General features: G+C 61.2%; 24 protein-coding genes. 13 read left to right on the top strand and 11 right to left on the bottom strand.

What is annotated here, in order from left to right; translation table 11 throughout:
* Positions 1–116: 116 nt before the first annotated feature.
* The 3 genes from HBO11_RS21605 (at position 117) to HBO11_RS21595 (ending at position 1,924) form a co-directional block, all read left to right on the top strand.
* Complete coding sequence (locus HBO11_RS21605) at positions 117–392, top strand: polyhydroxyalkanoic acid system family protein (RefSeq protein WP_032862236.1); 276 nt, start codon at positions 117–119, stop codon at positions 390–392.
* A 138-nt stretch (positions 393–530) separates the two neighbouring features.
* Positions 531–953: a phasin family protein gene (locus HBO11_RS21600; RefSeq protein WP_076961706.1), complete on the top strand. Its 423-nt coding sequence runs from the start codon at positions 531–533 to the stop codon at positions 951–953.
* A gap of 11 nt (positions 954–964) precedes the next feature.
* Positions 965–1,924, top strand: coding sequence for a phasin family protein (locus tag HBO11_RS21595; RefSeq protein WP_169952412.1), 960 nt, complete (start codon positions 965–967; stop codon positions 1,922–1,924).
* Between the two features lie 182 nt (positions 1,925–2,106).
* On the opposite strand, the gene HBO11_RS21590 is transcribed toward HBO11_RS21595, so the two are convergent.
* From HBO11_RS21590 to HBO11_RS21545, 10 genes are all read right to left on the bottom strand, one after another.
* The gene (locus tag HBO11_RS21590; protein ID WP_169952410.1) at positions 2,107–2,727 is read right to left on the bottom strand and encodes a TetR/AcrR family transcriptional regulator; all 621 of its coding nucleotides are present in this window, start codon (positions 2,725–2,727) and stop codon (positions 2,107–2,109) included.
* A gap of 27 nt (positions 2,728–2,754) precedes the next feature.
* Entirely contained in the window at positions 2,755–4,437 is a 1,683-nt protein-coding gene (gene phaC, locus HBO11_RS21585; RefSeq protein WP_169952408.1) for a class II poly(R)-hydroxyalkanoic acid synthase, read from the bottom strand.
* Between the two features lie 102 nt (positions 4,438–4,539).
* A complete protein-coding gene (gene phaZ / locus HBO11_RS21580) occupies positions 4,540–5,397 on the bottom strand; it encodes a poly(3-hydroxyalkanoate) depolymerase (protein ID WP_029296035.1) in 858 nt (285 codons plus the stop codon).
* Between the two features lie 194 nt (positions 5,398–5,591).
* Complete coding sequence (phaC, locus tag HBO11_RS21575) at positions 5,592–7,271, bottom strand: class II poly(R)-hydroxyalkanoic acid synthase (protein WP_169952406.1); 1,680 nt, start codon at positions 7,269–7,271, stop codon at positions 5,592–5,594.
* A gap of 250 nt (positions 7,272–7,521) precedes the next feature.
* Positions 7,522–7,899: a DUF971 domain-containing protein gene (locus tag HBO11_RS21570; protein WP_169952404.1), complete on the bottom strand. Its 378-nt coding sequence runs from the start codon at positions 7,897–7,899 to the stop codon at positions 7,522–7,524.
* A 162-nt stretch (positions 7,900–8,061) separates the two neighbouring features.
* Complete coding sequence (gene hslU / locus HBO11_RS21565) at positions 8,062–9,399, bottom strand: ATP-dependent protease ATPase subunit HslU (RefSeq protein WP_169952401.1); 1,338 nt, start codon at positions 9,397–9,399, stop codon at positions 8,062–8,064.
* Positions 9,400–9,437: 38 nt separating this feature from the next.
* Entirely contained in the window at positions 9,438–9,968 is a 531-nt protein-coding gene (gene hslV / locus HBO11_RS21560) for an ATP-dependent protease subunit HslV (RefSeq protein ID WP_017738857.1), read from the bottom strand.
* A 255-nt stretch (positions 9,969–10,223) separates the two neighbouring features.
* Entirely contained in the window at positions 10,224–10,925 is a 702-nt protein-coding gene (locus tag HBO11_RS21555) for an SPOR domain-containing protein (protein WP_029296044.1), read from the bottom strand.
* 1 nt (position 10,926) lies between these two features.
* Positions 10,927–12,663: an arginine--tRNA ligase gene (gene argS / locus HBO11_RS21550; protein ID WP_169952399.1), complete on the bottom strand. Its 1,737-nt coding sequence runs from the start codon at positions 12,661–12,663 to the stop codon at positions 10,927–10,929.
* A gap of 204 nt (positions 12,664–12,867) precedes the next feature.
* Positions 12,868–15,087, bottom strand: coding sequence for a primosomal protein N' (locus tag HBO11_RS21545; RefSeq protein ID WP_169952397.1), 2,220 nt, complete (start codon positions 15,085–15,087; stop codon positions 12,868–12,870).
* Between the two features lie 202 nt (positions 15,088–15,289).
* On the opposite strand from HBO11_RS21545, the gene rpmE reads away from it, so the two are divergent.
* The 3 genes from rpmE to HBO11_RS21530 all read left to right on the top strand — a co-directional run bounded on the left by rpmE (position 15,290) and on the right by HBO11_RS21530 (position 17,793).
* Complete coding sequence (gene rpmE / locus HBO11_RS21540; protein WP_029296053.1) at positions 15,290–15,520, top strand: 50S ribosomal protein L31; 231 nt, start codon at positions 15,290–15,292, stop codon at positions 15,518–15,520.
* Between the two features lie 14 nt (positions 15,521–15,534).
* Positions 15,535–16,341: a thermonuclease family protein gene (locus tag HBO11_RS21535; protein WP_169952395.1), complete on the top strand. Its 807-nt coding sequence runs from the start codon at positions 15,535–15,537 to the stop codon at positions 16,339–16,341.
* Positions 16,342–16,524: 183 nt separating this feature from the next.
* Entirely contained in the window at positions 16,525–17,793 is a 1,269-nt protein-coding gene (locus HBO11_RS21530) for a malic enzyme-like NAD(P)-binding protein (protein ID WP_057958076.1), read from the top strand.
* A 128-nt stretch (positions 17,794–17,921) separates the two neighbouring features.
* On the opposite strand, the gene HBO11_RS21525 is transcribed toward HBO11_RS21530, so the two are convergent.
* A complete protein-coding gene (locus HBO11_RS21525; protein WP_169952394.1) occupies positions 17,922–20,366 on the bottom strand; it encodes a penicillin-binding protein 1A in 2,445 nt (814 codons plus the stop codon).
* A gap of 48 nt (positions 20,367–20,414) precedes the next feature.
* Here HBO11_RS21525 and HBO11_RS21520 point away from each other — a divergent pair, with 48 nt between their 5' ends.
* From HBO11_RS21520 to aroK, 7 genes are all read left to right on the top strand, one after another.
* Positions 20,415–20,558, top strand: coding sequence for a hypothetical protein (locus HBO11_RS21520; protein ID WP_169952392.1), 144 nt, complete (start codon positions 20,415–20,417; stop codon positions 20,556–20,558).
* A 25-nt stretch (positions 20,559–20,583) separates the two neighbouring features.
* Positions 20,584–21,237 (top strand): type IV pilus assembly protein PilM, encoded by a 654-nt coding sequence (pilM, locus tag HBO11_RS21515; RefSeq protein ID WP_169952390.1) that lies wholly within the window; start codon positions 20,584–20,586, stop codon positions 21,235–21,237.
* A complete protein-coding gene (locus HBO11_RS21510) occupies positions 21,237–21,788 on the top strand; it encodes a PilN domain-containing protein (RefSeq protein WP_169952387.1) in 552 nt (183 codons plus the stop codon). The genes pilM and HBO11_RS21510 overlap by 1 nt, the downstream gene beginning before the upstream one ends.
* On the top strand, positions 21,785–22,405 hold the full coding sequence (gene pilO, locus HBO11_RS21505; RefSeq protein ID WP_169952385.1) for a type 4a pilus biogenesis protein PilO: 621 nt from the start codon (positions 21,785–21,787) through the stop codon (positions 22,403–22,405). The genes HBO11_RS21510 and pilO overlap by 4 nt, the downstream gene beginning before the upstream one ends.
* Positions 22,402–22,917 carry a pilus assembly protein PilP gene (locus HBO11_RS21500; RefSeq protein WP_169952383.1) on the top strand — a complete coding sequence of 172 codons (516 nt, stop codon included), beginning with the start codon at positions 22,402–22,404 and terminating at the stop codon, positions 22,915–22,917. The genes pilO and HBO11_RS21500 overlap by 4 nt, the downstream gene beginning before the upstream one ends.
* Positions 22,918–22,986: 69 nt before the next feature.
* The gene (locus HBO11_RS21495) at positions 22,987–24,318 is read left to right on the top strand and encodes a type IV pilus secretin PilQ family protein (protein ID WP_169952450.1); all 1,332 of its coding nucleotides are present in this window, start codon (positions 22,987–22,989) and stop codon (positions 24,316–24,318) included.
* A 4-nt stretch (positions 24,319–24,322) separates the two neighbouring features.
* Positions 24,323–24,841, top strand: coding sequence for a shikimate kinase AroK (gene aroK, locus HBO11_RS21490; protein WP_169952380.1), 519 nt, complete (start codon positions 24,323–24,325; stop codon positions 24,839–24,841).
* Positions 24,842–24,872: the final 31 nt, after the last annotated feature.

The following is a 24,872-nucleotide window of genomic DNA, read 5'->3' as shown; positions in this document are numbered from 1 at the left end:
CAAGGCATGCTTTGTCTTGGCAAGGCTGAAGGTAAGATAGGTGGCCGCCGAGACCTTTTGCCGCATGGCGGGTGAGCAGGGTGCTCAATACGTCTTTATAACGAGGAGTCATTCAAATGGCCCGCATACAGATTGAACGTGCCCACGCACTGGGTAAGGAAGCTGCCAGGGCGAAAGCCGAGAAGTTGGCGCATAAACTCAAAGAACAATATGGCCTGGAGCCATCTTGGTCTGGCGACACGTTGAACCTCAAGCGTTCCGGCGTCAAAGGCACGCTGAAAGTGGCCGAGGATTCGTTAAGGATTGAAGTGGAACTGGGCCTGTTGATGTCGGCCATGAGTGGCACCATCAAGTCTGAAATCGAGAAGGCCCTGGATAAAGCCCTGGCCTGATCTGCGACTGCGCGCCGCATTGGCTGGAGGCTCATTGTGCTGTTCTTAGGGTGCCGATTCTAATTTTTCTCCCTACTTTGTACTCAGCCCTCAACTCCTGTGGGCAGTTCCTCCACCCTTTTATGCGTGAGGTGCACCATGGCCAAAGTTATTTTGAAGAAAAAAATCGATACCCAAATCAGCGCTCTGAGCGACGTTAAAACCTATGCTCGCAAGATCTGGCTGGCGGGTTTGGGGGCTTACGCGAAGGTCGGCAGCGAAGGCAGCGAGTACTTCAAGGAACTCGTTAAGACCGGTCAACATGTTGAAAGCAAAGGCAAAAAAGTTGTGAATGAACAACTTGATGCCGCCAACAGTCAGATTGATTACGTTAAGAGCAATGTCTCCAGCGTCAAAGGTCGCGTCGAAGTGCAACTGGATAAAGTCGAGAAGGCTTTTGACGCGCGTGTTGCAAGTGCCTTGAATCGAATCGGCATTGCGTCTAAACATGACGTGGAGACACTCTCTGCTAAGCTCGATGAGCTAACGGCATTGCTCGAACGTGTCGCGCGTAAACACTAAGGAGACATCGGATGGCTGTTAAAAAGACTACTCAGAAAGAAGGCAGCTCTTGGGTCGGGAAAGTTGAAGAATACTCCCGCAAGATCTGGCTGGCTGGTTTAGGCGTGTACTCGAAGATCGACAGTGACGGCAGCAAACTCTTCGAGACTTTGGTTAAAGACGGCGAGAAGGCCGAGAAGTTGACCAAGAGCACAGTCGGTAAACAAGTAGATGCGGCCAAGGCGAGCGCGAGTTCGGCCAAGTCCCGTATCAGTGATGCGAAAAAGCAGGTACTGGGTACTTGGGGCGAACTTGAAGGTGCACTCGACAAGCGCCTGAACAGTGCTATTTCGCGCCTGGGCGTGCCGAGCCGCAATGAAGTGAAGGCGCTGCACAGCAAGGTCGATACCCTGACCAAGCAAATCGAAAAGCTGACCGGTGCTAAAGTCGCTCCCGTCAAAGCAGCGGCCAAGCCTGCTGCCAAGCCGGCCGCGAAAACGGCTGCGGCCAAACCTGCGGCGAAAACCGCGGCCAAGCCACTGGTCAAGGCCGCGGCCAAGCCAGCCGCTAAACCTGCAGCCAAGCCAGCGGCGAAAACGGCAGCAGCCAAACCTGCCGCCAAGCCTGCTGCCAAGAAGCCAGTAGCGGCTAAAGCTGCTGCAAAACCTGCGGCCAAGCCGGCAGCGAAACCTGCCGCCAAGCCTGTGGCAAAAACGGCTGCGGCCAAGCCGGCTGCCAAGCCAGTGGCAGCAAAACCCGCTGCCAAACCGGCCGCCGCGAAGCCTGCAGCCAAGCCAGCAGCGGCAAAACCTGCGGCAAAGCCAGCAGCGAAAAAGCCGGCCGTAGCCAAGAAACCTGCAACGCCCAAGCCTGCTGTAGCGGCCAAGCCTGCAACCCCGGCACCTGCGACCAACTCGGCCACCGCGCCGACGCCCGCCGCAGCGACCCCGACTGTAACGCCGGCCACCCCGACGCCATCCAGTCAGTCCTGATTTACGGGACGTATAAAAACGCCCGGCCTGCAAAGGTCGGGCGTTTTACTGGGTGCTTGCAACAACACATTCCTAATGTGTGTGGGCTTGTGTGGGAGCGGGCTTGCCCGCGATAGCGGTGTATCAGTGCCAGATTTGTTGGCTGACCCACCGCAATCGCGAGCAAGCCCGCTCCCACATTTCTAGTCCGTGTCGTCCAGGTAGCGCAGAGCAAAACGCTCGGTAGCCAACCGCGCCGGCATCAACAGATGCGGCGCCACCAGCATCATCACTTGATACACCGCCACCCGCACCTCGGCCTCACGATCGAGGATGCGTTGGTAATCCAGGGAAAACAGCAGGGTCATGGTGATCTGCTCCACCAACTGCCCCAGTGCCTGGGTATCGCTGACCAACTGCCCCTCGGCCTTGAGCCGCGCCAGCAGCGAAGCCAGGGTGCGCTTGAGCGCGGTCAACAGGTTGCGAATGCCCTTGGCTAGCTTCGGCAAGCGCCCGGCCAGGTTCGACAGGTCCTGGAACAGGAACCGATAGTGCGCCATGCGCTCGACGATCAAGTGCAGGAACAGCCAGTAATCCTCCGGTGCCAGCTGCACATCGGCCGGCGGGTCGAGCAGCGGCGCCAACTCCCCCTGAAAACGCTCGAATAGCCCCAGTACCAGGGGTTCCTTGCCATGGAAGTGGTAGTAGAGGTTGCCGGGGCTGATCCCCATTTCATTGGCCACCTCCATGGTTGAAACATTTGGCTCGCCCTTGTGGTTGAACAACTGCAGGGCACATTCCAGGATCCGGTCGCGGGTTTTCATCCAGTCTTCTTAATCTGATCGTTGAGCTCAGCGCACTCGCACATAGGTGCCCGGCGCCGCTTCCATCGGTGGGTAGTTCTGGTTGCCCAGGGCCGTCAGGGTTTCGCGCTGCACCCCGGAGCGTTGCTGGATCCACTCAAGCCACTGCGGCCACCAACTGCCCTCGATGTGGCTGGCGTCGTAGTACCAGGCGCGGGGGTCGCTGCTCAGCTTGAGGTTCTCGACAAAATTCGCCTTGGGATTGCCCGGCGGGTTGAGGATGCTCTGGATATGCCCGCTGTTGGAGAGCACGAAGCGCTTGTCGCCGCCCAGCAGCAAGGTCGAGCGGTAGACCGCGTCCCACGGCGTGATGTGATCGTTGATTCCGGCCACGCTGAAGCTGTCTACCGTGACTTTCTGCAAGTCGATGGGCGTGCCGCAGACTTCCAGGCCACCGGGGTGGCTCAGTGGGTTGTGCTTGAAAAAATCCAGCAGATCGCCGTGCAAGGCTGCCGGCAGGCGGGTGTTGTCGTTGTTCCAGTACAGGATGTCGAACGCCGGCGGCTCCTTGCCGAGCAGGTAGTTGTTGATCCAGTAATTCCAGATCAGATCATTGGGGCGCATCCAGGCGAAGACCTTGGCCATGTCGCGGCCATCCAGCACGCCCTGTTGATAGGAGCGGCGCTTGGCCGCTTCCAGGGTCTGTTCGTCGGCAAACAGCATGGCGGGGCTGTCGATCTGACTGTCCAGCAGGCTTACCAGGTAGGTGGCACTGGCGACCCGCCGTTGTTGGCGCTTGGCTTGCAGATGGCCTTGCAGCGCGGCGATGGTCAGGCCCCCGGCGCAGGCGCCCATCAGGTTCACTTCACGGGCGCCGCTGATCGCCCGGCAGATGTTCAGGGCTTCTTCCAGGGCCGCCACGTAGGTTGACAGGCCCCACTCGCGATGGCGCACGTCCGGGTTGCGCCAACTGACCATAAACACCTGCAGGCCGTTTTTCAGGGCGTACTGCACGAAGCTGTTGGCGGGGCTCAAATCGAAAATGTAGTACTTGTTGATTTGCGGCGGCACCACCAGCAGCGGCTTGGCGTACTGTTTTTCGCTCATGGGCTTGTACTGGATCAGCTCCAGCAGTTCATTGCGAAACACCACCGAGCCAGGCGTGGTGGCCACCGTCTTGCCGACCTCGAAGGCCTGCTTGGTGACCTGGCGCGGCAGGCCGTTGTTGTGCAGCAAGTCATCGAACAGGTTGCTCATGCCACGCACCACGCTGTTGCCGCCAGAGTTGAGCAACTCCTTGATCGCCAGCGGGTTGAGCAGGGTGTTGGACGGCGACACCGCATCGTTGAGCAACGAGAAGGCAAAATGCGCCCGCGCGCGGTCGTCTTCGCTAAGGCTGCTGTCGTCGATCCAATGCCGGGTCTGTTTCTGCCAGCTCAAATAAGCTTGCAGGCTGCGCCGGTACAGGGGGTTGAGGGTCCAGGTGGGGTCGGCGAAGCGGCTGTCGTGGGGGTTGGGTTCGTGCACGGTTTCACCCAGTAGTACCCGGCCCAATTGCCCACCCAGTGCCAACGCATGCCGCGCGCTGTGCAGCGGGTTGCGCAAGCCATGGGCGGCGACACTGCGCAGGGTCGACAGCAGATCCCGGCCGCGCAGCCCGGTGATCGCACTTTGTGCATTGATGAACGCGGCGGGTGTAGGCGCCGGGACGTTTACGGGTCGGTCACGCATGGGTCAACACTCCTTCGTCAATTCGCCAACAAGCACGCCAATTCAGAACCATAGTCGGTTCTGGCCAAGTTGCGCGTAGGGGTCGTCCTGACCCGATACCGCTCAGGTGTTGCTATAGGGCGCCGGCTGCGGATGGATCACCGCACGCAGGCGTTCCTCCTGGAGAAACTTCATGATGATCGGTGCCACGGCTTCGGCCCGGGTGATCAGGAACAGATGGCCATCGTCGATGATGTGCAGTTGGGCATTGGGAATGCGCCAGGCCAGCATGCGCATGTTGACCAGCGGGATCAGTGGGTCGTCGTCGCCGGCCAGTACCAGGGTCGGTTGCTTGATCTTGTGCAGCCAGTGAATGCTGGTCCAGCCCAGGCCCGCAAACAGTTGCCAGTAGTAGCCCAGCTTGCCGGCCGAGCGCACCTTGCTCGCGTGTTCGGCGGCCAGTTTCGAGTCGCGGCGGAACGAGCCGCCATAAATCATCGGTGCGATACGCACCACATGGGACGGTTGGATGTAGCGCCGCGGGCTGGCCATCAGCCATAGCACTTTCGGCTTGCCGGGCACCATAAAGGCGCCGGCGGCGGTGGCGGCGAGGATCAGCTTTTTGCAGCGTTCCGGGTAGTCGTAGGCAAACTGCTGCGCCAGGGCGCCGCCCCAGGAAACCCCCACGGCATTGACCTGGCCATAGTCCAGGTAATCGAGCATGCGCGCGGTGAGTTTGGCCAGGCCGGGAAAACGATAGGGGCGGCTGGGTGTCGACGACCCGCCGACGCCGGGTACGTCGAAGGCAATCACTTCCAGGTCCGGGTCCAGAGCCTGGACGAACGGAAACACCAGCTCAAGGTTGGCGCCGATGCCGTTGAAAATCAGCAATGGCGTCAAGTGAGACTTGCCCGGTCGTACCGCCGTGCGGATGGTCTGGCCATCCAGGTCGATGGTACGGAAGATGAACGGTTGCGGCATGCTCAAGCCCTGTGAAGTGTTACTGCTGGAATGCGGCCCATGCGGGAGCAGGTGTGTGTGGGAGCGGGCTTGCCCGCGATGGCATCAACTCGGCCTGACAGATACACCGTGTTGCCTGCATCGCGAGCAAGCCCGCTCCCACCCTGACCGAGTTCCCACATTTGATCTCATTGCAATCACACAAAAGTGTGGCCTTAGCGCTCGTGAACGTATGTGCCTGGCGCAGCCTCTGCTGCTGCGTAGGTCTTGTTACCCAAAATCGTAGGGGACTTCTTGAGCTTGCCTGAACGCTCACCCACCCATCCCTGCCAGTGCAGCCACCACGAGTCGGTATGCTTGGTGGCATTTTCCTGCCAGTCCAATGCCTTCTCGCCCATGCTCTCGCTGGTCTGGTAGCGCGCCTTGGGGTTGCCGGGCGGGTTGAGGATGCTTTGGATGTGCCCGCTGCTGGACAGCACGAACTCGACCTTGCCGCCAAACAACTGCGCCGACTTGTAGCAGGACTGCCACGGCGTGATGTGGTCGTTGGTGCCCGCCAGCGAGTAGATGTCGGCTGTGACCTGCTTGAGGTCAATCGGGGTGCCGCACACTTCCAGGGCGTTGGCCCGCACCAGCGGGTTGTTTTTGAACAGTTCGATCAAGTCGCCGTGGAAGGCTGCCGGCAGGCGCGTGGTGTCGTTGTTCCAGAACAGGATGTCGAACACCGGCGGCTCATTGCCCAGCAGGTAGTTGTTGACCCAGTAGTTCCAGATCAGGTCATTGGGGCGCATCCAGGCAAATACCTTGGCCATGTCCCGGCCTTCCAGCACGCCGGCCTGATACGAATGGCGCTTGGCCGCTTCCAGGGTCTGTTCGTCGACGAACAGGGCCACCTGGGTGTCGAGGGTGGTGTCCAGCACGCTCACCAGCAAGGTCAGGGCGTTGACCTTCTTCTCGCCCAGCGCCGCGTAGTGGCCCAGCAGCGCGGTGCAGGTGATGCCACCCGAACAGGCGCCGAGCATGTTGATGTCCTTGCTGCCGGTAATCGCCGTGACCACATCGACCGCCTCTTTCAGCGCTTCGATATAGGTCGACAGGCCCCATTCGCGCTGGGCCTTGGTGGGGTTGCGCCAACTGACGATAAAGGTTTGCTGGTTATTGCGCAGGCAGAAACGCGCCAGGCTCTTGTCCGGGCTCAGGTCGAACACATAAAACTTGTTGATCTGCGGCGGCACCACCAGCAGCGGGCGCTCGTACACCTGTTCGGTGATCGGCTTGTACTGGATCAGCTCCAGCACGTCATTGCGAAACACCACCGCGCCTTCGCTGGTGCCCAGGCTCTTGCCCACTTCAAAGGCGCCCATGTTCACCTGGCTCGGCATGCCGCCGTTGTGCACCAGGTCCTTGGCCAGGTGCGAGAGGCCATCGAGCAGGCTCTTGCCACCGGTTTCAAAGAAGCGTTTGACGGCGGCCGGGTTAGCGGCGCTGTTGGTCGGTGCCATGGCCTCGGTCATCAGGTTGATGACGAAGTGGCCGCGGCTGATGTCCTGCTCCGACAGGTTGCTGTCGCCGATCCAGTCGTGCAGCTCCTTGCGCCACGCCAGATAGGTTTGCAGGTAGCGTTTGTAGAGCGGGTTCTGGCTCCACGCCGGGTCATTGAAGCGACGGTCATCGCTCTCGGGGGCAAGCTCGGACTTGCCGAACACCACATTCTTCAATTCGACGCCAAAGTGGGCGACGTGCTTGACGCTGTGCAGCGGTTGCTTGATGGCCTGGGTCAGCACCATGCGCGCAGAAGCCAGTAAATCCTTTTTCCGTAATGCGATGATCGGGTTGAGCCCCAGGGTGTTTTCCGAGGCCTGGCGTTTCAAGTCATCGTTATTCTTGTTACTCATCTACGACGCTCCATTGTCCGAAAGACGAGTACCGGGTACCGCTGTGCTCCCAATTATCGAGGCACAACACAAGCCTGGTACTGCTGCTCGGGTGACCGTAAATACCGCATCGTCAAATGCAGGGAACTTGCCAATTCCATTGGTTACCCGAGTTTAATTTTTTTCGCAAGCGGGCCAATCTTTGGCCACACGGAGGGGCATTCAAGCAGATGAAATTAGAAAATGCCCACTAATGAGCAAGAGGCTTGAGTTAGAGCATCAGCTTGACGACGGACTGGCTCGGGTCGCGGGTTTTTCCGGCCGCCTTGAGCTCGGCAAGATAATCGGCCCACAGCTCGTCCTGACGTACGGCGAGTTGGTAGAGGTAGTCCCAAGTGAACAGTCCGCTGTCATGACCGTCGTCGAAGGTCAATTTCAGTGCGTACTGCCCGGCAGGTTCGATCTTGGTCAGGCCGACATTCAGCTTGCCAAATTGCAGGATCGGTTTGCCGTGGCCCTGGACCTCGGCGGAAGGGGAGTGGACCCGCAGCAGTTCGGCGCTCAGGTGATAGACCTCGTCGGGGCCGTAGGTCAGCGAGAGGGTCTTGGAGGCTTTGTGCAGGTTGATGGCGGTAGGCAGTTTGGTCATTTGGGGAACCGCTCAGAGATGATCCTGAAGGAACCGGCTTTAAAATGTGGGAGCGGGCTTGCTCGCGAATGCGGTGGGTCAGTCACCGTTGCATAAACTGACCCACCGCATTCGCGAGCAAGCCCGCTCCCACTTTAAAGCAGAGCGGTTCCTGCGTAAGCCTTACAGGATATAACGAGACAGGTCTTCGTTCTGCGCCAATTCGCCCAGGTGGCTGTTGACGTAGTCGGCGTCGATCCTGATTGCTACGCCATTCTGCGCGCCCGCCATGTCGCCGGCGCTGAAGGACACTTCCTCAAGCAGGCGCTCAAGCAGGGTGTGCAGACGACGGGCACCGATGTTCTCGGTCTTCTCGTTGACCTGCCAGGCAATTTCCGCCAGGCGCTTGATGCCATCCGGCAGGAACTCGATCCCCAGGCCTTCGGTTTTGAGCAGCTCGCGGTATTGCTCGGTCAGCGAAGCATGCGGTTCGCTGAGGATGCGTTCGAAGTCGCCCGGCGTCAGGGCCTTGAGCTCCACGCGAATCGGCAGGCGGCCTTGCAGCTCGGGCACCAGGTCGCTGGGCTTGCTCAGGTGGAACGCACCGGAAGCGATAAACAGGATGTGGTCAGTCTTGACCATGCCCAGCTTGGTATTGACCGTGCAGCCTTCGATCAGCGGCAGCAGGTCGCGCTGCACGCCTTCGCGGGATACATCGACGCCACCGGAATTGCCGCGCTTGGCCACCTTGTCGATCTCGTCGATAAACACGATGCCGTGCTGCTCGACCGCTTCCAGGGCCTTGGCCTTGAGCTCTTCCTCGTTGACCAGGCGCCCGGCTTCTTCGTCACGCACCAGCTTGAGCGCGTCCTTGACCTTGAGCTTGCGGTTTTTCTTCTTGCCCTTGCCCATGTTGGCGAACAGGTTTTGCAGCTGGCTGGTCATTTCTTCCATGCCGGGCGGTGCAGAGATGTCGACGCCGGCGCTTTCGGCGACTTCGATCTCGATTTCCTTGTCGTCCAACTGGCCTTCACGCAGGCGCTTGCGGAACAGCTGGCGCGTGTTGGAATCCGAGGCGGGGGCGGCGTCTTCATTGAAGCCCGTGCGTGCCGGTGGCAGCAGGGCGTCGAGGATGCGTTCTTCGGCGGCGTCTTCGGCGCGGTGGCTGACCTTGGTCATTTCCTGTTCGCGCAAAAGTTTCAGGGCGGCGTCGGCCAGATCACGGATGATCGACTCGACGTCGCGGCCCACATAGCCGACTTCGGTGAACTTGGTCGCTTCGACCTTGATGAACGGTGCGTTGGCCAGCTTGGCCAGGCGCCGGGCGATCTCGGTCTTGCCGACACCGGTCGGGCCGATCATCAGGATGTTCTTGGGGGTTACTTCAACGCGCAATTCTTCGGGCAGTTGCATCCGGCGCCAGCGGTTACGCAGGGCGATGGCAACGGCGCGCTTGGCATCGTCCTGGCCGATGATATGGCGATTGAGTTCGTGGACGATTTCGCGGGGAGTCATGGACATAGTGGTGTGTGGTCCTCAAGCAGGAACAAGCCGACGGCTTATTCCGCGAGGTCCTGCTCCTCAATGGTCAGGTTGTGGTTGGTGAACACGCAGATATCGCCGGCGATACCGAGGGCGGTCTCGACGATTTCCCGGGCCGACAGGTCGGTTTTTTTCAGCAGGGCGCTGGCTGCGGCCTGGGCATAGCCACCGCCGGAACCCATGGCGATCAGGCCGTTCTCGGGCTCCACCACGTCACCGTTGCCGGTGATGATCAAGGAGGCGTCTTTGTTGGCGACGGCGAGCATGGCTTCGAGGCGGCTGAGGGAGCGATCGGTGCGCCACTCCTTGGCCAGTTCGACGGCGGCACGCACCAGATGGCCCTGGTGTTTTTCCAGTTGGCCTTCAAAACGTTCGAATAAGGTAAAGGCGTCAGCGGTGGCACCTGCAAAACCGGCGAGGACCTGGCCGTGGTACAGGCGGCGCACTTTTTTGGCGTTGCCTTTCATCACGGTATTACCAAGGGAAACCTGGCCGTCGCCGCCCATGACGACTTTGCCGTGGCGACGAACTGAAACGATGGTGGTCAAGGGGAGAGTCTCCACGCTGCGGGGCGAAAATGCCCTGATGGAACTCATATGGGGGTGGCGGGGGAGATTTCAACCGTAGGAAGGGTGCGCGGACGAGTGGTGTCTAGCGGGCCGGCACAAGCTCAAGAGCACTATAAAACCAATGTGGGAGCTGGCTTGCCTGCGATAGCGGTGCACCCGTCACTGAAAATATTGACTGATACACCGTCATCGCAGGCAAGCCAGCTCCCACATCTGATCCATGTTGCCTGTGGCTCAACGGCTCTGGCGTTGTTGTAACAACAGGTTGCTAAAGCCCGCACCCGCCAGCTGCTTCTGGGCCACGGTCAGCTGTTCACGATTGCTGAACGGTCCCACCAGCACGCGATACCAGGTCGCTTCCTTCACCGTCCCGGATTCCACCGTCACCGTCTGCCCGAGCAGGATAATCTGCGCCCGCACCCGGTCCGCATCCGCCTGCTTGGGGAACGAGCCCGCCTGCAGGAAGAACTTGGTGACCGGCGCCGCCTTGGTAGTGGCCACCGGTGGTGCCGGCGGCGGGGTAATCCCGGCCAACGCCGCCTGGGCTCGTGCGGTGTCGATCTTGGCTGCTTCCGCCGGGGTTACCGGGGTGGTCGGCACTTGCGGCGTCGGCAGGGTTTTCTCCGGCACGGCGTCTTGCGGCACGATCACTTCCGATTCCGGCAGCAGCGTATAGAAGTCGTATTTCGGCTTCACAGGCGCGGTTGGGCTCGGCGGTGTCTTGTTCGCTTCGGCGATCTTGCTGGCCTTCTGCTGCTCCTGCTTGACCCGCTTGACGTCTTCGCCCTGGCCCGGCTCCAGTTTCATCAGGAACACGATAAACGCACCGACCGACAGGCCGATGGCCAGCCACATCCAGCCCGGGATCGGTTGTTTGGCCGGTGCCTGGTAGCGGCTGGCGCCGCGCTTGGGTGCAGGTTTTTTCTTGGCTGCCAACTTACATACGCTCCAGAGTTTCCAGGCCCAACAGTTCCAGGCCTTGCTTGAGGGTCCGTCCAGCCAGTGCGGCGAGGCGCAGGCGGCTTTGCTTTTGCGTTTCGTCGTCGGCGCTCAGGATCGGGCAGTTCTCGTAGAAGCTGGAGAACAACCCGGCGACTTCATACAGGTAGGTGCACAAAATGTGCGGCGTACCTTTCTCGCCCACGCTGTTGAGCACTTCGCCGAACTGCGCCAGCTTGGCGGCCAGGTCGTGCTCTTGCGGTGCTTGCAGGATGATCTGGCCGTCGACTTCGCTGAAATCCTTGCCCAGCTTGCGGAACACGCCCGCCACACGGGTGTAGGCATACAGCAGGTACGGCGCGGTGTTGCCTTCGAAGTTGAGCATCAGCTCGAAGTTGAAGCTGTAGTCGCTGGTGCGATGCTTGGACAGGTCGGCGTATTTCACCGCGCCGATGCCCACCACCCGGGCGATATTGCGCAGCTCGGCTTCGGCCAGTTCCGGGTTCTTTTCCTTCACCAGGTTGTAGGCACGCTCCTGGGCTTCGTTCAGCAGGTCGATCAGCTTCACGGTGCCGCCGTCGCGGGTCTTGAACGGGCGGCCATCGGCGCCGTTCATGGTGCCGAAGCCCATGTGTTCCATGTGCATCGGGTGGGTGACGAAACCGGCGCGGCGCGCCACTTCGAACACTTGCTGGAAGTGCAGGGCCTGGCGCTGGTCGACGAAATACAGCGCACGGTCGGCCTTGAGCACGCCGCTGCGGTAGCGCACGGCCGCCAGGTCGGTGGTGGCGTACAGATAGCCGCCGTCGGCCTTGACGATGATCACCGGCAGCGGCTCGCCGTCGGCGGTCTTGAATTCGTCGAGGAACACACATTGGGCGCCGTTGCTCTCGACCAGCAGGCCCTTGGCCTTGAGGTCGTTGACCACATTGATCAGGTCGTCGTTGTAGGCACTTTCGCCCATCACGTCGGCCATGGTCAGCTTGACGTTCAGCAGTTCGTAGATTTTCTGGCAGTGGGACAGGGAAATATCGCGGAAACGTGCCCACAGCTCCAGGCATTCCGGGTCGCCGGCCTGCAGCTTGACCACCAGGCCACGGGCGCGGTTGGCGAACTCTTCGGATTCGTCAAAGCGCTTCTTGGCGGCGCGGTAGAAGTTTTCCAGGTCCGACAGCTCGTTGCTGGTGATGGGGTTCTCTTGCAGGTACGCCATCAGCATGCCGAACTGGGTGCCCCAGTCGCCCACGTGGTTCTGGCGGATCACGGTGTCGCCAAGAAACTCCAGGACCCGCGCCACGCCGTCGCCAATGATGGTCGAACGCAGGTGGCCGACGTGCATTTCCTTGGCCAGGTTGGGGGCCGACAGGTCGATGGCCACGCGCTGCAGGGGGCCGGCCTTGCGCACGCCGATCTTGGCGTCGGCCAGGGCGGCGTCCAGGCGTGAAGCCAGGGCCTGGGTGTTCTGGAAAATATTGATAAAGCCTGGGCCGGCGATTTCGGCCTTGCTGACCTGTGGGTCGGCCGGCAGTGCGGCAATGATTTTTTCCGCGAGGTCGCGCGGTTTCATGCCCGCAGGCTTGGCCAGCATCATTGCGATGTTGCTGGCGAAGTCGCCGTGGGTCTTGTCTCGAGAGTTTTCCACCTGGATCGCCGGCGTCAGGCCTTCAGGCAACACACCTTCGTTGACGAGTTGGGTGAGGGCTTGTTGGATCAACTGGCGAATTGTGTCTTTCATGGTGTTCTCTTTCGACCGCAAGCGGCGGTGCGCGATGCGCAGGTGGAAAAACTGGACATTATCCGGTGCGCGGGCGGGCTTGCCAACCTTCAAGGTCCGTTACTGGACCTGCGGGCCTCATCGCGGGCAAGCCCGTTCCCACATTTTGATGTGTGAATACCGTCAAATGTGGGAGCCGGCCTGCCTGCGATAGCAATTTATATATCAGTACAAATCCACCGGATCGACATCCAACGACCATCGCACCTGTCGCCCGCTGGGCATTTGCTCCAGCGCAAGTAACCAGCTACTTAATAGCCGATGCAGCGGTGCGCGGGCGGTGGCTTGCAACAGGAGCTGGGCGCGATAACGTCCGGCGCGGCGCTCCATCGGTGCTGGCACAGGGCCCAGCAACTCGATGCCGCTCAGACCCAGCTCACCGAGCAAACGTTCAGCGGCGCTGCATGCCTCGTCCAGGAAACCTTCGGCCTGCCCCGGTTTATGGGCCTCGGCGCGCAACAGCGCAAGGTGCGCAAAGGGCGGCAAGCCGGCGGAGCGACGCTCGCTCAACGCCTGCTCGGCGAAGGCGAAATAGCCTTGTTCTGTCAGTTGAATCAGCAGGGGGTGGTCGGCCAGGTGGGTCTGGATGATCACTTTGCCAGGCTCTTCGGCGCGCCCGGCGCGGCCTGCGACCTGCACGATCAGTTGCGCCATGCGTTCACTGGCGCGAAAGTCCCCGGAGAACAGCCCGCCGTCGGCATCCAGGATCGAGACCAGGGTCACCCGTGGGAAGTGATGGCCTTTAGCAAGCATCTGCGTGCCGACCAGGATGCACGGCTGGCCTTTCTGGATGGTGGCGAACAGCTGGTTCATCGCATCCTTGCGCGACGTACTGTCGCGGTCCACGCGCAGTACCGGGAAGTCCGGAAACAGAATCCCCAGGCGTTCCTCGGCGCGCTCGGTGCCTGCGCCCACGGGCCGCAGGTCGACTTTGCCGCATTGCGGGCAGTGGCGCGGGACCCGCTCCACATGGCCGCAGTGATGGCAGCGCAGCTCGCCGGAGCGTTGATGCACGGTCATGCGCGCATCGCAGCGGTTGCACTCGGACATCCAGCCGCAGTCGTGGCACAGCAGGGTAGGCGCAAAGCCCCGGCGATTGAGGAACACCAGCACTTGCTGGCCGGCCGCCAGGGTCTGGCCGATGGCTTGTTGCATCGGCCCGGAGATGCCGCTGTCCAGTGGCCGGCTTTTCACATCCAGGCGCAGGAAGCGCGGTTGCTTGGCGCCGCCCGCGCGCTCGTTGAGGCGCAGCAGGCCGTAGCGCCCGGTGTAGGCGTTGTGCAGGCTCTCCAGGGAGGGCGTGGCCGAGCCGAGCACAATCGGGATGTTTTCCTGGCGCGCGCGCACCAGGGCCAGGTCGCGGGCGTGGTAGCGCAGGCCTTCCTGCTGTTTATAAGAGCCGTCGTGTTCTTCGTCGATGATGATCAGGCCGGGATTTTTCATCGGCGTGAACAGCGCCGAACGGGTGCCGATAATGATGTCGGCCTCGCCGTCCCGGGCGGCCAGCCAGGATTCCAGGCGTTCGCGGTCGTTGACGGCCGAGTGCACCAGGGCGATCCGCGCATTGAAACGCTGCTCGAAGCGCGCCAGGGTCTGGGGGCCGAGGTTGATCTCGGGAATCAGCACCAGGGCCTGCTTGCCGGCCTCCAGGGTTTCGCGGATCAGTTGCAAATAGACTTCGGTCTTGCCGCTGCCGGTGACGCCGGCCAGCAGGAACGCGTGGAAGCTGTCGGCGCCGGCGCTGATGGCCTCAAACGCGGCGCGTTGTTCCGGGTTCAGTGGCAGTTCCGGTTGGGCCAGCCAGTGCTCGTGGCGCTCGCCGGGGGCGTGGCGGCGGATTTCCACCTGCACCAGGTCCTTGGCCAGCAGCAGGTCGAGGCTGTCCTTGCTCAGCATCAGTTTGCTCAGCAATTGGTGCGCCACGCCATGTGGATGCTGCGCCAGGGTGGCCAGGGCCTCGCGCTGGCGCGGGGCGCGGGCGATGCGCGGGTCGTCCAGGCGCGCGCCGGGCGTTATCGACCAGAAGCGCTCCTGGCGGGTCTCGGCCAGCTCGCCCTGGCGCAACAGCACTGGCAACGCCCAGCTCAAGGTGTCGCCCAGGCTGTGCTGGTAATACTGGGAAGTCCACAGGCACAGCTTGAACAGCGACGCCGGCAGTGGCGGCGTGGCGTCCAGGATGGCCAGGGCCGGCTTGAGCTTTTCTGCCGGCACTTCGCTGTGGTCTGCCACTTCGATCAGAATCCCGATCATTTCCCGCCGGCCAAACGGTACGCGCACGCGCATCCCCGGCTGCAACTGCGACCTTACGACACCCGCAGGCGCCCGATAATCGAAGAGGCGGCGCAGGGGCGAGGGCAGGGCGAGGCGCAAAATGGCGTCGGGCACGCGGGAGGTTCTCATATGGCAGACGGTGAAGAAGGGCGCGAGCCTAGCAGACCCGCAGGGGAGTGTCCTGCCACAGTTTCTGATGAAAGGGGGCATGGCGGCGCTTGCGTGATTAAAAAGCTCTGGTAGAATCCGCGGCCTAATTACGTGCGGTATTCGACAATAGTGTCGAGTGGCGGCACGCTAGCCTGAGGAAGACACCATGAAAGCCGATATCCATCCAGCGTACGAAACCATCCAAGTTACTTGCAGCTGCGGCAACAAGTTCGAAACTCGTTCGAACCTGTGCAAGCCACTGGGTACTGACGTATGCAACGAGTGCCACCCGTTCTACACCGGTAAGCAGAAGACTCTGGATACTGGCGGCCGTGTACAGCGCTTCGCCGACCGTTTCGGTGCTTTCGGCAAGAAAGCTCCAGCTGCTGCAGAGTAAGGTTCGAAAGCCTGATGGGCTTTTACCTGCTTATGAAGAAGGCGTCCCTTGTGGGCGCCTTTTTTGTGCCCGCGATTTGGCTGTCGGCCGCCCAGGCCGAGGTGTTTTGCCCAGCGCCGGCCTCGGTCAGCGCCGTCGAGGTGCAGCGCGTGGTGGATGGCGACACCGTCCGCCTCAAGGACGGGCGCAGTGTGCGCATGATCGGCGTCAACGCCCCGGAGACCGGCAAGAAAGGCCGCCCGGACGAGCCATTCGCCGTGGCCGCGCGCCAACGCCTGCAAGGGCTGGTGGATGCCAGTGGTGGTCGGGTCGGCTTGGTGTCGGGTCGCGAGGGCAAGGACCGTTATGGGCGAACCCTGGCGCACCTTTATGGGGCCAACGGTGCGAATCTGGAGGCGCAACTGCTCGCCGAGGGCCTCGGGTTCCTGGTGGCGGTGGCGCCCAATGTCGATCTGGTCGCCTGCCAGCAAGCCGCCGAGCGCAGTGCGCGGGCGGCCAGGTTGGGCCTGTGGCGCCAGTCGCCTGTGCAGAAAGCCGGGCAAATCCAGCAGTCGGGCTTCGCCGTGGTCAGCGGGCGCGTGAGCAAGGTCGAACGCAATCGCGGCGGGATCTGGATCGAATTGCAGGACTCACTGGTATTACGGGTTGCACCCAATCTGGTCGGGCAATTTGATAACGCCCTGCTCAAGCGCCTGCAAGGCCAGGAGGTCGAGGCTCGTGGCTGGGTGCTGGACCGTTCCCGACGTGGTGGCCTGAAAAGTGGCCAGGCACGCTGGCTGCTCCCCTTGACCGATCCCGGCATGCTGCAATTGGCACAATAAGAAAAAATTGTAGACATTTTTTCAGTCGATTGTGAACAGTTGTAGGCCTTGTATCCCGTGGCTCTTGGCCGAAAGTCGTAGGGCAGGGCCCTTGACACCGGTGACTGCCCAGTCTTGTAGGGACTTTGCGACACGAGTATCCTCGGCGGTCCGTCGTCCAACAGTAAAAAGCGGAATGCCGATATGTCTGATTTGAAAACTGCCGCTCTCGAATATCATGCCCATCCTCGTCCAGGAAAGCTGAGTGTCGAGCTCACCAAAGCCACTGCTACCGCACGCGACCTGTCGCTGGCGTACAGCCCCGGTGTAGCCGAGCCCGTGCGTGAAATCGCCCGCGATCCTGAACTGGCCTACAAATACACCGGCAAGGGCAATCTGGTTGCAGTGATTTCTGATGGCACCGCGATTCTCGGCCTGGGTAACCTCGGCCCATTGGCTTCCAAGCCAGTGATGGAAGGCAAGGGCGTGCTGTTCAAGCGCTTTGCCGGCATCGACGTATTCGACATCGAAGTCGACTCCGAAAGCCCGCAAGCCTTCATCGACACCGTCAAGCGCATCTCCATCACCTTCGGTGGCATCAACCTGGAAGACATCAAGGCACCTGAGTGCTTCGAGATCGAAAAGGCCCTGATCGAACAGTGCGACATCCCGGTATTCCACGATGACCAGCACGGCACCGCGATCGTTACTGCGGCCGGCATGATCAACGCCCTGGAAATCGCTGGCAAAACCCTGTCCGACGCGAAAATCGTCTGCCTGGGCGCCGGTGCCGCGGCCATCTCGTGCATGAAGCTGATCGTGAGCATGGGTGCCCGGCTTGAAAACATCTACATGGTCGACAGCAAGGGCGTGATCCAGTCCGAGCGTACCGACCTGAACCAGTACAAGGCGATGTTTGCCCACCCGTCCTCCAAGCGCACCCTGGCTGACGCACTTGACGGTGCTGACGTGTTCGTCGGCCTGTCCGGCCCGAACCTGCTGAGCGCCGAAGGCCTGAAGTCCATGGCGGCCAACCCGATCGTGTTCGCCTGCTCGAACCCTGATCCGGAAATCGCCCCGGAACTGGCGCACGCCACCCGTAACGACGTGATCATGGCCACTGGCCGTTCGGACTACCCGAACCAGGTCAACAACGTACTGGGCTTCCCGTTCATCTTCCGTGGCGCCCTGGACGTTCGCGCCAAGCGCATCAACGAAGAGATGAAAGTAGCTGCCGCCAACGCCCTGCGTGAACTGGCCAAACTGCCGGTACCTCAGGACGTATGCGACGCCTACGGTGGCGCCAAGCTGGAATTTGGCCGTGAGTACATCATTCCCAAGCCAATGGACAAACGCCTGATCACCGTGATCTCCGATGCCGTGGCCAAGGCCGCCATCGAGACAGGTGTGGCCACCCTGCCGTATCCGAAGAACTACCCGCTGCAAAGCGTGGATGATGTGTTCAACGGCTAAGCCGTTGTAGCGCACCAACAAAAAGCCCCGGCTCTTGCGAGTCGGGGCTTTTTTGTGGCTGTGCAAAACGGTGGGAGGGTACACCGTCAAAATGTGGGGGCGGGCTGCCACAATTGGATCTGTGTTTGTCAGAACAGATCGATTGGCGCCGACTCATCCGCTGGCAGCGGGCTGCCCGGTGCCACGCCATTGCCCAGTTCATTCATCGACGGCGGCGTGTCTTCGCTCTTGAACAGTTCAAAGTACGCATTCGGCGTGCCCGGTGCTGCAGCGCGGCCGCTGATCGGGTCGATGCGCAGGCTGAGGATGCCTTCCGGCTCGGCCTGGGTGTGAGCCGGCTTGTCCTTGAGGGCGGCGCCCATGTAACTCATCCAGATCGGCAAGGCGACGGTGCCGCCGTATTCGCGGCGACCGAGGCTTTCTGGCTGGTCGTAACCTGTCCAGACGGTGGTGATGTAATCGGCGTTGTAGCCGGAGAACCACGCATCCTTGGATTCGTTGGTGGTACCGGTCTTGCCTGCCAGGTCCGTGCGGCCCAGGGCCAGGGCGCGACGGCCGGTGCCGCGCTTGATCACGTCCTGCAGCATGCTGGTAAGAATGTAGGTGGTCCGCCCATCAACCACGCGCTCTGCCACCGCCGGTGCCTGCGGGGCAGAAGCGGCATCGGTAGGTGCCGTGCCAGGCGCAGGCTCGACGGTGATGCCACCATTGGCGGGCGCGGCCAGGCCATCGCTGGCGGCAACGCCGTTGGGCACGCTCGGCGGGTTGGCGACAAACAGCGTGTCGCCGTTGCGGCTTTCGATCTTGTCGATCAGGTACGGCGTGACCTTGTAGCCGCCGTTGGCGAATACGCTCCAGCCGGTGGCGATCTCCATTGGCGTGAGGGTCGCGGTGCCCAGGGCCAGGGACAGGTTGGGCGGCAGGTCCTGCTTGTTGAAGCCGAAGCGGGTCATGTAGTCGATGGTCTTGCCCACGCCCATCGCTTGCAGCAGGCGGATCGATACCAGGTTGCGCGACTTGTACAGCGCCTCACGCACGCGAATCGGGCCGAGGAAAGTGTTGGTGTCGTTCTTCGGGCGCCAGACCTTATCCAGGTACTCGTCGACAAACACGATAGGCGCGTCGTTGACCAGGCTGGCGGCGGTGTAGCCGTTATCCAGCGCGGCACTGTAGACAAATGGCTTGAAGCTGGAGCCGGGCTGGCGCTTGGCCTGGGTGGCGCGGTTGTAGTTGCTCTGCTCGAAGGCGAAGCCCCCGACCAGGGCGCGGATTGCACCGTTCTGCGGGTCCAGGGAGACCAGTGCGCCCTGGGCGACCGGGACCTGGCTGAATTTCAGGCTGTCGTCCTTCTGGCGCTGCACGCGGATCAGGTCACCGACCTGGGCCACATCAGATGGCTGCTTGGGCATCGGCCCCATGCTGTTGGTGTTCAGGAAGGGGCGCGCCCACTTCATGCTGTCCCACGCCACATGTTCTTCGCCGCTGCGGGTCAGGACCTGCACGCCATCCTTTTTTACCTGGGTGACGATGGCTGGATCCAGGCCGCTGATGGAGCGCTGCTTGCCCAGTTCGACGGTCCAGGCGCTTAGGGTCTTGCCCGGCAGGCGCGATTCCGGTCCACGGTAGCCGTGGCGCTGGTCGTAGGTGATCAGGCCTTCATGCACCGCGTGGTTGGCGATTTCCTGCAAGTTGCTCGGAATGGTCGTGGTAACGCGGAAACCTTCGGTGTAGGCATCGCTGCCATAGCGGCCAACCATTTCGGCGCGGGCCATCTCGGCGATATACGGTGCGCTGACTTCTGGCGTCGGCACGTGGTAGCTGGCGTTCAGCGGCTCGGCCACCGCCGTCTCATAGGCGTTCTGGTCGATCTTGCCCAGCTTGTACATGCGCCCCAGGATCCAGTCGCGACGCTCCTTGCTGCGGGCCGGGTTGGCCAGCGGGTTGAAGCGCGACGGGGCCTTGGGTAGGCCGGCAATCATGGCCATTTGTGCCAGGCTGGCGTCGCGAATCGACTTGCCGTAGTACACCTGGGACGCCGCTTCGATCCCGTAGGCGCGGTTGCCCAGGTAGATCTTGTTGACGTACAGCTCAAGGATTTCATCCTTGGTCAGCTGGCGTTCGATCTGCAGCGCCAGGAGGATTTCCGTGGCCTTGCGCGAGAAGCTGCGCTCGCTGGTGAGGAAGAAGTTCTTCGCCACCTGCATGGTGATGGTGCTGCCGCCCGATTGAATGTGTCCGCTTTTTACCAACTGCGTGGCTGCGCGCACCAGGCTGCTGGGGTCCACGCCATAGTGGTTGGCAAAATTATCGTCTTCAGCCGACAGCAGGGCATTGATGAAATTGGGTGGAATGTCGGCGAAACGGATCGGGGTGCGGCGCATTTCGCCGAACTCCGCGATCAGTTTTTCATCGCTGCTGTAGACCCGCAAAGGAATCTGCAACTGGATACTTCTCAGGGCCTCTACCGAGGGCAATCCCGGACTAAGGTAGAGATAGGCGCCGCTGAACACGAGCAGCAGCCCGCAAACGATAGCGACGAAGGAGTACCCGAAAAACTTCAGCAGACGAATCAAGGCTTTTGGATTTCCAGAGAAAAGAATGAGTTAGGTGTCGGGATAGGCATGACTAAAGATGTATCGACCCGACCTGCAGATAAAAAGCGGGAAAAAACGCTGGGCATTAAAGCATTTTTCGCCTCGGAGCGTCATGGGCGCCGCTCAACCGAGCCGACCGAATGCATCAAACCCGGAACTGACCAGCCCTGAGACAGGCAAAGCTTTAGGGAGTTTTATGAAAAAGGGATTTTTCAAGCGAAAAGCCGATACCGTACTGGGCGTGGACATCCAGGACAGCAACGTGAAGATATTGGAGCTGGCCCGCGCCGGCGATGGCTATGCGGTGCGCGCGTATGCGAGCCAGCCTCTGCCTGGCCATGCGGTGCTCGACAGTAATATCGTTGATCTGGAGGTTGTCGCGCAGACCCTTTCCAAGGCATTGTTCCGGGCCCGGACCCAGGTCACCCATGCGGCAGTTGCCGTGGCGGGGCCATCGGTGATCAGCCGGGTGGTGGCGCTGGAGGCGGGGCTTGAGGCCGACGAGATGGAGCAGCGCCTGCGCTGTGAAGCCGACCAGTACATTCCTTATCCGTTAGATGAGGTTGCAATTGATTTTCAGGTCCAGGGCCCATCGGGTCGTGAACCCGGTTATGTTGATGTACTGCTTGTGGCGTGCCTCAAGGAGCAGGTGGAGGCGCGCGAAGCAGTGTTGGCCCTGGCCGGCCTGGTTGCGCGAGTGGTGGATGTAGAGGCGTTTGCCCTGGCGCGGATGACCGACCAGGTGGTTGCCCGGATAGCGCCGGGGAGTGGGATCAATAGTGCACAATGGGCTGCCGATGCCCAGGGATTGCGGGTCGCCTGCGGTTTGGCCCTCAGGAGTTTCGATTGATGACAAGAATCAACCTTTTACCCTGGCGTGAAGAACGCGCTGAGCGCCGTCGCAAGTTCTTCCTGATTTTCCTGTTGGTGATCACCACTATTGCATTGGCCGCCGTATGGCTGGCCGACCGGGTCATTGACCGGGCGATTGATCGACAAGTGGCCCGCAACAACCACTTGAGCAAGCAAGTCACGGTGTTGGATTCGCGCATCAAGACCATCGACGAGCTGCGCGAACAGCGCCAGCAACTGATGGAGCGGATGAAGGTGGTCGAAGATCTCCAGGGTCATCGTGCATCGGGCCAGGAATTGTTCGAGCAGTTGGCCCGCGCGATGCCCGATGGTATCCAACTGAGCGAGGTCAGCGTCAGCGGCACATCGGTGCAAGTCACCGGCACGGCGGTGTCCAACGATGATGTCGCGCGGTTGATGCGTAGCCTTGAGGCTTCCAACAGCCTGCGGGCGCCCAATCTGCGTCATGTGAGGGCCGAGGAGGGCGCAGCCGGCAGTGCCTTCCAGTTGATGGTGGACCATGGGGAGCACCAGGAGACGCAGCGGTGAGCCTTGTGTCCAGCCCGTCAGGGCTGGCACTCCTGCAACTGTCCACGCTGTACCGCAACATCGCCCACTGGCCCTTGGCTGGCAGGATTCTGCTGGGCGCGGTACTTGCCTTGCTAGTGCTGGCGGCGGGGGATGCTATCTACCTGGGCGGTGCCCGTGAGGTCTTGCAGCGCCAGGAGGCGGGAGAAATAACGCTGCGCCAGCAGTTTGCTGCCAAAGCCCGGCAAGCCGCCGAGCATGAGGGCGTGGTACGTGAGCTTGAAACCCTGCGCACTGCCTTTGCCGAACAGTTGCGCCAAATGCCGACACTCACGCAAATGCCCGGCCTACTGGAAGACTTCGCCCGGCTGGGTCAGGTCAGTGGGGTGCTGGTCGAGCAGCTCAGTGTGCTGGACGAGCAGGTGCAACCGGTGTTCGTCGAGCGGCCGATGCAGCTCAAGCTGGTGGGCACCTATCACGACCTGCTGGCTTTCATCAGTGGCGTGGCCGGGTTGCCGCAGATCGTGACCCTGCATGACTTTGTCATTCGCCCTGTGGATTCCCAGGCTGGCGCATTGCTGAGCCTGACGATGCTCGCCAAGACCTACCGGTACGGCAACCAGGGAGCATTGCCATGAGCCGCTTCAAGGTTGCGGGCCTGGGCCTGGTCTTGCTTGCTGGATGCGACAGTGATCCGCAATTGCAGGCGCTGAACGCCGAGTTGCAAGCGATTCGCCAGCAGGCAGTGCCGCTGGCTGACGAAACGCCTGCAACACTGGCGGGACTACGCTTTGTCTCCAGCCCGACTCCCTTGCGTGACCCTTTCCAGCCGCCGGACCAACCCGCCAGTCGTCCCACCGGCAAGCCCGGGCCTGCCCCGGATCTCGACCGCCCCCGGCAGTTTCTCGAAGGGTTTGCTGTGGACCAGTTCCAGATGGTCGGCACCTTGTCCCTGGGCGCGCAGACATTTGCCCTGCTGCGCGGCGCGTCAGGGGTTCATCGCCTGGCGGTGGGGGATTACCTGGGTGCCGATCATGGGCGCGTCGTGAGGATCCATGAAGGTCAGTTGGAGCTGGTCGAACTTTTCCCCGATGGCGAGGGCGCTTGGCTTGAGCGCCCGCGCACCTTGGTGTTGAACGTGAACTCATAACGGAAGCAAAAAATGAAAAGGATTATTTCGTCCTTCGGTGTGGCGCTATGGATAGCGTTCACGGCACCGATGACTGAGGCTGTGCCCAATCGGATCGACCTGATTCACCTGCCACCACCCGGTGCTTCGCCCCAGGGTAGCGGGCGTGGCCCGTTTAGCGGCGACAAGCTCTCCCTCAACTTCCAGGACATCGAGGTCCGCGCAGTACTGCAGCAGATTGCCGACGTGGCCGGGCTTAACCTGGTGGCCGGTGATGATGTGCACGGCTCGATTACCCTGCGCCTCAAGGACGTGCCGTGGGATCAGGCCCTGGACCTGGTGCTGCAAGCCAAGGGCCTCGACAAGCGTGTGACGGCCAATGTGCTGCTGGTGGCGCCGGCCGAAGAACTGGCCGCCCGCGAGCTGCTGGCCCTGGAATCGCGCAAATTGATGACCGAGCTGGCGCCCCTGCGCCGGGAGCTGCTGCAAGTCAATTACGCCAAGGCGTCTGAGCTGGCCAAGCTGTTCCAGTCGGTAAGCGGGCCTGAGGGGGTGGCCGATGAGCGTGGCTCGGTGACGGTAGACGATCGCACCAACAACATCATTGCCTACCAGACGGGAGAGCGTCTGGAGGAGCTGCGGCGCATCGTCAATCAATTGGATATCCCGGTGCGCCAGGTGATGATCGAGGCGCGGATAGTCGAAGCCAATGTCGATTATGACAAAAGTGTGGGGGTGCGCTGGGGCGGGTTGCTGCGCAATAAAGGTAACTGGAGTGGTGGCGGGGTGGATAAAAGCCCGACAGGGGATGGCGAGTCTCCCGATCGCTCGCCCTTCGTGGACTTGGGCGTCGTCAATGCAAGCTCCGGCCTTGGCATCGCGTTTATCACCGATAACGTGCTGCTGGACCTGGAGCTCACCGCCATGGAGAAGGGCGGCAATGGCGAGGTGATTTCCCAGCCCAAGGTGGTCACGTCCAACAAGGAAACCGCACGGATTCTCAAGGGTACCGAGATTCCTTACCAGGAAGCTACGTCCGAGGGGGCGACCTCGGTCTCGTTCAAGGAAGCCTCGCTTTCTTTGGAGGTGACGCCGCAAATCACTCCGGACGACCAGGTAATCATGGAGGTTCGGGTGACCAAGGATGAACCGGACTACCTGAACAAACTCAACGATGTGCCGCCGATCAAGAAGAACGAGGTCAACGCCAAGGTGCTGGTCAGGGACGGCGAGACCATCGTCCTTGGCGGGGTTTTCTCCAAAAACCAGAGCAAGGTGGTAGATAAAGTGCCATTTTTGGGCGATGTGCCGTATCTTGGCCGCCTTTTCCGGCGTGATGTCGTTGCCCAAAGAAAATCCGAGCTGCTGGTATTCCTGACTCCGCGTATTATGAATAACCAGGCGATTGCTGTGAGTCGTTGATTCTGTGCGAAATTTGATTCTTGTAGGGCCGATGGGGGCTGGAAAAAGCACCATCGGCCGTTTGCTGGCCAAAGAGCTGCGCCTGCCATTCAAAGACTCCGATAAGGAAATTGAATTGCGCACGGGCGCCAATATCCCGTGGATCTTCGATAAGGAAGGCGAACTGGGCTTTCGTGACCGCGAACAGGCGATGATTGCCGAGTTGTGCGGCTGCGATGGCGTGGTATTGGCCACCGGCGGCGGTGCGGTGATGCGCGAGGAAAACCGACGGGCGCTGCGGGATGGCGGTCGGGTGGTCTATTTGCATGCGTCGGTCGAGCAGCAGGTAGGGCGCACCGCACGTGATCGCAACCGGCCATTGTTGCGTACCGCCAACCCCGAGAAAACCCTGCGGGACTTGCTGACCCTGCGCGATCCGCTTTATCGGGAAATCGCCGATCTGGTGGTGGAAACCGATGAACGGCCACCGCGCATGGTCGTAATCGACATTCTCGAACGCTTGCAGCAGTTGCCACCCCGTTAAAGCCAGGGCCGAAATGCGCTATCCTCGGCAG

The sequence above is a fragment of the Pseudomonas sp. WS 5010 genome (assembly GCF_012985565.1).
In the GTDB taxonomy this organism is placed as follows: Bacteria; Pseudomonadota; Gammaproteobacteria; order Pseudomonadales; family Pseudomonadaceae; genus Aquipseudomonas.
Note: the sequence above shows the minus strand (reverse complement) of the source record. Positions and strands in the feature narration are given on the sequence as shown.